This is a genomic window from Terrisporobacter sp. (assembly GCF_017888745.1).
In the GTDB taxonomy this organism is placed as follows: Bacteria; Bacillota; Clostridia; order Peptostreptococcales; family Peptostreptococcaceae; genus Terrisporobacter.
The window spans coordinates 1-7,616 of the sequence record NZ_JAGHFM010000313.1; the positions used below are offsets into that span (position 1 = coordinate 1).

At 29.9% G+C, this 7,616-nt stretch carries 4 protein-coding genes and 1 pseudogene; all 5 read left to right on the plus strand.

Annotated elements, in window-relative coordinates:
* A partial coding sequence (gene bilR, locus J7G74_RS14025; protein ID WP_297136478.1) for a bilirubin reductase, long form occupies positions 1–1,686 on the plus strand: 1,686 nt, incomplete at its 5' end.
* A gap of 232 nt (positions 1,687–1,918) precedes the next feature.
* Entirely contained in the window at positions 1,919–2,755 is an 837-nt protein-coding gene (licT, locus tag J7G74_RS14030; protein WP_297136480.1) for a BglG family transcription antiterminator LicT, read from the plus strand.
* A gap of 120 nt (positions 2,756–2,875) precedes the next feature.
* The gene (locus tag J7G74_RS14035; RefSeq protein WP_297136482.1) at positions 2,876–4,756 is read left to right on the plus strand and encodes a beta-glucoside-specific PTS transporter subunit IIABC; all 1,881 of its coding nucleotides are present in this window, start codon (positions 2,876–2,878) and stop codon (positions 4,754–4,756) included.
* 25 nt (positions 4,757–4,781) lie between these two features.
* Positions 4,782–6,218, plus strand: a complete 1,437-nt coding sequence (locus J7G74_RS14040; protein ID WP_297136484.1) for a glycoside hydrolase family 1 protein — start codon at positions 4,782–4,784, stop codon at positions 6,216–6,218.
* A 616-nt stretch (positions 6,219–6,834) separates the two neighbouring features.
* Positions 6,835–7,616, plus strand: a pseudogene (locus J7G74_RS14045) (hypothetical protein); the annotation flags it as partial.

A 7,616-nucleotide genomic window follows, 5' to 3' on the forward strand; every position in this document is an offset into this window, starting at 1 on the left:
AGGAAATTATGTGATTCAATACATAAATATGGAGCTAAAGTGTCTGCTCAGATATTTCATCCAGAGTATGACTGTGATGCTATAAATAAGATAGTTGCTACTGGTGATATGAAAGCTGTAAGAGAAAAACTACATCATGATATGCAACACTTCGTAAATGAAGTTAGTGAGGAAGGTCTAAAAGATATTATTGATAAGATGTGTAATTGTGCAATACGTGCTCAAAAAGCTGGTGTGGATATTATTCAAATACATGGAGACAGATTAGTAGGTTCATTATGTAGTACTATATTAAATAAAAGAAATGATAAATTTGGTGGAACTCTAGAAAACAGAACAAGATTTGCACTAGAACTTGTAAAAGCATTAAAAAAAGCTGTTCCTGATATGCCTATTGATTATAAATTTTCAGTTGTTACAGCTGAAAGAGGTAAAGGTGGAATCAATCTAGATGAAGCACCTACATTTGCTAAATGGTTAGAAGAAGCTGGAGTTGATATGCTTCATGTGGCTCAAGCCAACCATACTGGTAATATGGCAGATACTATTCCTCCAATGGGAGTACAACCTTATGGATTCTTTGTTGATATTGCTGCTCAAATAAAGAAATCAGTAAATATTCCAGTTAGTACTGTTGGTAGAATATTTAATCCTAAAATGGCAGAAAGTATCTTAGAAGCTGATAAGGCAGATATAATTGGACTTGGTAGAATTCTGCTTGCAGATCCTGATTGGGTTAACAAAGTAAAAGATAATAAATTTGAAGATATCCGTGAATGTATAAGTTGTAATAAAGGATGTACTGACAATATTCAAAACCGTAAGTTTTTAAGCTGTATATTAAATGCTGAAAATGGATATGAAGGAACTAGAAAAATCACTGAAGCTGAAACTAAGAAAAAAGTTATAGTAGTAGGAGGAGGACCTGCAGGGCTTGAAGCTGCACGTGTAGCAAGCTTAAAAGGTCATAGTGTAACTTTATTTGATGAAAATACATCTTTAGGAGGTCAATTAAATTTAGCTTCTATTCCTCCTAGAAAAAATGAAATTCGTAGAGCTATTAGATTTTTAACACATTCTGTAATTTCTCAAAATGTAGAATTACGACTTGGAAAAAAAGTAACTCAAGAAGATATATTAACTTTAAATCCAGATGCTGTATTAGTTGCAGTAGGATCAAGTAATTTTATACCAAGTATAGATGGCTATAATAAGCAAATGGTATGTGATTCATGGAAAATACTGAATGGTGAACAACAAGTATTTGGTAATATTGCTGTTATCGGTGGAGGTATGGTAGGTTGTGAAGTAGCTGAGCACTTATGCCTTCAAGAAGGAAATAAAGTTTCTATAATTGAAATGGATAATAGTATAGCTAAGGGTGAAAGTAGTACTATACTTCCAACTTTGATGGAAAACTTCACTAGAAACAATGTTGAAATCTACACTAATCATAAAGTTAATAAAATAGATAAAGAATGTATAATCTGTGAAAATAATAATAATGAAGTAAAAATACCTTGTGATTACGTAGTTATGGCAGTTGGTGCTAGACCTAATAGCTTTGATATTGATAAACTATTAGAAAATAATATTAAAGTTGTTAAAATAGGTGATTGCAAAGATAGAGCAGCTGATATTGAAAATGCAATTAAAACTGCTTATGATGCCGCTAACGAAATATAAATAACATATATAATATAAAAGATTACTTTATGAACTCAAGAATATTGATATTGTAAATATAAGAATTATGAATAAAAGTTTAATATTGACTTTACAAACTAATAATTAGATGATAACATTAATTTAGGATTGTAACTGATTATGCAGGCAAAACCCTAATAAGCGTCAATGAAAATTTACGCTTATTTTGGTTTTGCCTTTTTTATGTATATTATTTTAGGAGGATCAAGGTATGAAAATCGAAAAGATACTTAATAACAATGCCTTTATTTCTCTTGATGAAAGCGGAGAAGAGATAATAGTTATGGGGAAAGAGGTTGCCTTTGGTAAGAAACAAGGTGATGACATAGAATTATCAGGAGGATACAAGATATTTTCTAATTCAAATCAAGAATTAAATCAAAGGCTTAAGAATATTGTTTCAGATATTCCACAAGAATACATTAAGATTACAGAACAAGTGGTTTCTATTTTAGAAAAACAATATGATAAGAAAGTAAATGATATAATATATGTTTCTTTGACGGAACATGTCCATGGGGCCGTAGAGCGTTTTAAAAAAGGCATACAAATAAAAAACCCACTTTTAATTGATATAAAAAGGTTATTTAGAGATGAATATAAAGTAGCTAAACAAGCTCTTGAAGCTATTAAAGAAAAGTTTGGTATAGAATTTGAAGAAGATGAGGCAGGATATATAGCCCAACACATAGTAAATGCACAATTAGATGATATGTCAGATGTAGTTAATATAACAAGAATTATGCAAGATATATTAAACATAATAAAGTACTCATATAAAATAGATTTCAATGAAGAGTCAGTATATTACTATAGATTTGTAACACATTTAAAATTTTTTGCACAAAGAATAATTAATCGATCACCTTATGAAGATGATAATGTAGAAATTTTTGAAGTTTTCAAAGATAAATATACTGATAGTTATAAGTGTGTTTTAAAAATAAAGAATCAGATAAGACAAATTTATGACTATAATCTAACTAAAGATGAGCAATTATACTTAATGATACACATTGAAAGAATTACAACAAAAGCAAGTATATAACACGATAATTAAGCTAGAAATCCACTGGCTTATTATATAAAAAGGATTGTAACTACGCTATAAGGTAACTTGTATATGTAGGCAAAACCTCTATTTAAAAATATGAATGGAGGAAAGTAAATGGATTACGCAAAAGTTGGAAAACAAATTCTAGAAAGAATGGGTGGAAAATCTAATGTTATTAGCTTAGTACACTGTATGACAAGACTGAGATTTACATTGAAAGATGAATCTATAGTAGATGATGAACTTGTCAAAAAAACTAAAGGGGTAATGGGCATTATGAAAAAAAGTGGCCAATACCAAATAATAGTAGGAAATGAAGTAGGAGCAGTTTATAAAGAAATCTGTAAGCTAGGTAATTTCCAAGATAATAAACAAACACAAAATAACAAATCTAAAGAAAAGCAAGGAATACTATCAACAATTCTTGATGTAATTTCAGGATGTATGGCACCAGTTATACCAGCACTTATAGGAGCAGCTATGATTAAGGTATTACTGACAGTATTACCTATGATGGGATTATTAGACAGTAGTAGCCAAACTTATGAGCTAATATCCGTTATTGGTGATGGTGCATTTTTCTTTATGCCAGTATTAATTGCAATGTCAGCTGCAAATAAATTTAATACTAATCAGTACTATGCTGCTAGTTTAGCATTAATTATTTTGCATCCTAATTTTATAAAACTTATGAGTGCAGCAAATGAAGCTGGAGAAACAGTTAAATTCTTTGATTTAATACCAGTAACATATGCTTCATATGCTTACTCTGTAATTCCAATAATACTAGGAGTATGGGTACTATCTTACATAGAAAAATTTGTAGATAAAATTACTCCTCCTATAACTAAAAATTTCTTAAAACCAATGTTAGTTGTGCTATTTGCATCACCAATTATTATGGTTGTGGTAGGTCCTTTAGGATCTATATTTGGAGAGGCTTTATCTTCAGTAATTTACTTTATACACGATAAGCTTGGATTTATTGCCATAGGACTTGTATCTGGGATATATCCTTTTATCGTTATGGCTGGGATGCACCATGCATTTACACCAATTAAGTTAAGTATGATAGCAACAACAGGATATGAAGGATTTATATGTATATCAGAATTCTGTTCAAACATGGCACAAGGTGCAGCTTCATTATCTGTTGCAATTAAAACTAAAAATAAGGATTTAAAACAAACTGCAGGTTCTTCAGCATTTTCAGCATTAGTTGCAGGTATAACAGAACCAGCGCTTTATGGTGTAACAACTCGTCTAAAAAAACCTATGTTAGGAGCTGGTATAGGAGCAGCAGCAGGTGGTTTAGTAGGAGTATTTTTCCAATTAAAATCTTTTGGAGTAGCCACACCAGCTCTTGTTACAATACCTCAATACATAGAAAGTGGTAGACCTGAATCTTTTATGTATATATTAATAACAGCAGCAGTAACTATAGGTATAACTTTTGTTGCAACTTATCTTATAGGATTTGAAGATATTGTTGATGAAGAAGATGAAGAAATAGAAGAAGTAAGCTCTAATTTACCTCTAAACACAGGGATTAAAATACCAAGTCCAATAGAAGGAGTAGTAGTAGAATTAAGTGAAGTAAATGATGCTACATTTTCAACAGGTGTATTAGGTAAAGGTGTTGCTATAATACCTACAAAAGGAGAAGTTGTATCTCCATTTGATGGTACTGTGGATGCATTTTTTGAAACACATCATGCACTAGGCCTAAAAAGCAATAATGGAGTAGAAATGTTAATACACGTTGGTTTAGAAACAGTGAACTTAAAAGGAAAGCATTTTATACCAAAAGTAAAAACAGGGGATAAAATTAAAAAAGGTGATTCTTTATTAACCTTTGATATTAATGCAATTAAAGATGAAGGTTACGATATAGTTACTCCAATAATTATTACTAACTCAGAAAAGTATATGGAAGTAATTAATACTAATAATGAAAATACGATTCAATTACAAAACTTAATAACAGTTGTATAATAGTAATTTAAATAAGGAGAATATTATGGAAAAGTTTAAAATGCCAAAAGATTTTTTATGGGGTAGTGCATCAGCTGCATATCAGGTAGAAGGGGCATATTTAGAAGATGGAAAAGGTCTTACAAACTGGGATAAATTTGTGAGAATACCTGGAAAAACTTTTAAAGGTACAACAGGTGATAGAGCTGTTGATCATTATTATAGATATAAAGAAGATGTAGCATTAATGGCCGAAATGGGATTAAAAACATACCGTTTTTCTATATCTTGGGCAAGAATAATACCTGATGGTAATGGGGAAATAAATGAAGCCGGAATCAAGTTCTATGAAGATTTAATAGATGAGTGTATAAAATATGGTATAGAGCCTATGGTAACTATTTATCACTGGGATTTGCCACAAGCATTAGAAGATGAGTACTGTGGATGGGAGAGCCCAAGGATAATAGATGATTTTGTAAGATACTCAATAGTTTTATTCGAGCGTTTTGGTAAAAAAGTAAAATATTGGATTACATTAAATGAGCAAAATATATTTACAACATTAGGCTGGATGAATGCACTTCACCCACCAGGTAAATTTGATGATACAAAAACTTATTACCAAGTAAATCATCATGCATTTATGGCACATGCAAAAACAGTAATAGAATTTAAGAAACGTATACCAAATGGTAAGATAGGAGCAAGTTTTGCATATAGCCCAAGCTATGCTATCAATTGTGAGCCTAAAAATGCTATGTCTAAGATGGAATTTGATGATTTAAAAAATTATTGGTGGATGGATATATATGGATATGGCAGATACCCAAGAGCTGCATTTCGTTATTTAGAGAAAAAAGGATTTGCACCACAGCTTGCTGAGGGTGATGAAGAAATATTAAAAGAAGCTGCAAGTAAGATTGACTTTATGGGTGTAAATTATTATCAAACAAGTGTATGCGAATATAATCCAATAGATGGAGTAAATCCATACGGAACAATGAATACTACAGGTGTAAAAGGTTCTGGTCAAATAACAGGCCAACCAGGATTATTTAAAAATCCATCGAATCCTTATCTTGAAACTACAGATTGGGATTGGACAATAGATCCAAGTGGATTAAGATTTGGATGCAGAGAAATAACTAGTCGTTATAATTTACCAATAATAATTTCAGAAAATGGATTAGGCGCTTTTGATAAAAAAGAAGAAGATGGAAGCATACACGATCCATATAGAATTGCATACTTAAAAGCTCATATAGAAGAGTTAATGAAAGCAATGGATGATGGATGTGAAGTATTGGCTTATTGCACTTGGTCATGCACTGATTTATTAAGTTGGCTAAATGGATATCAAAAGCGTTATGGGTTTATATATGTAGATCGTGATGAAGAAAGTGGATCAATGAATCGTTATAAGAAGGATAGTTACTACTGGTATAAGAAAGTTATAGATTCTAATGGTGATATTTTATAATAAAAAATATAAAAATTTTTATTATATATAAAGGCTACTAGATTTTAAAGCAGAGATTATAGCCATAAGAACTTAATAAAAGAATAATTAGTTAAAAAAGTAAAAATTAAATAATAAAAAAGATAATTTGTAAAAAATATTACAAATTATCTTTTTTATTTTGTGAAAAAGTCAACTTGTACTATCAAGTTATTATAGAAATGATATTATAGGAAAATGAATGTCGTAGAAAAAATATAAGTTCAATATAATTGACGTTCTTATATTAAAAATGAATATGTATTTTGAAAAAGACTAGGAATAAATCTAGTCTTTTTTAGATTATAAAGAATTCATATTCATTTAAAATTTATATGCAATATACATACTAAATCAATATGAATGAACAAGTAAAAAATAGTATATAAGATAAAATGTTATTAGATTATTAAAGACTGTATAGACAATTTAAGCATAAACATAAAATTATATTATTTAATATGTAAATGTAGCAATTATTCACTATTAAATAATTATAAACATTATTGACATCATATTGGCGATATATGTAAAATAAAGTAAAATATTCAAATATTTTGTAAAAATATATTTATAATCATTGAAAAGGAGGAAATCTATGGATAAAAAAAATAAGATTGCTATTGCTATAGGGTCTGTAGTAGTTTTAGCATCTGCATCTGGAATTTATTTATCAAATAAGCAGAAAAATTATGAAAATATTTTAAATAATGAAGACAAAACAATTGTTCAGAATATTAAAGATAATAGTGAATCAAAGCAACAGGAAGAATCTAATAGAGATAATATTACTAGTAATGATGAACTAATATTAACAGATAATAAAATACAAAATAATTCAACAAATAGTAATATAGGAAATTCAAATGAGTCTGGAAGTAATAGAGGAGAAGGTTCACAGACACAAGGTGGGTCTAAAAATCCAGGAACTTCAGGAGGATCGAGTCAACCAAGTACTTCAGAGAAGCCAGGGGAGTCAACAAAACCAAGTATTCCAAATGATTCAACAAATCCAAGTACACCACAAACACCAGATGAGTCAGAAAAACCAAGTACTCCAGAGACACCAGGTGAGTCAGGAAAACCAAGTACCCCAGAGACACCAGGTGGATCAGAAGAGCCAGAAGCTCCAGAGGCACCAAATGAACCAGAAATAGTAGTTACTAATCTTACTATTACTGAAGACGATTTAGTAGACGGTGTGGTGACAATATCTAACAAAATATATAAAAATATTATTATTGATTCTTCTGTAGTTAATGGTAAAGTTGTACTAGATAATGTAGAAATTCAAGAAAAATTAACATTACAAGATGGAGTACAATATCAAGTACAAATCAATAACTCAAAAGTACCATATGTAAAAGTTGAAAACAAAGA

Coding starts and splice junctions, on each gene's coding strand:
- J7G74_RS14040 (WP_297136484.1), top strand. CDS start 4,782: ATGGAAAAGTTTAAAATGCCAAAAGATTTTTTATGGGGTAGTGCATCA.
- licT (WP_297136480.1), top strand. CDS start 1,919: ATGAAAATCGAAAAGATACTTAATAACAATGCCTTTATTTCTCTTGAT.
- J7G74_RS14035 (WP_297136482.1), top strand. CDS start 2,876: ATGGATTACGCAAAAGTTGGAAAACAAATTCTAGAAAGAATGGGTGGA.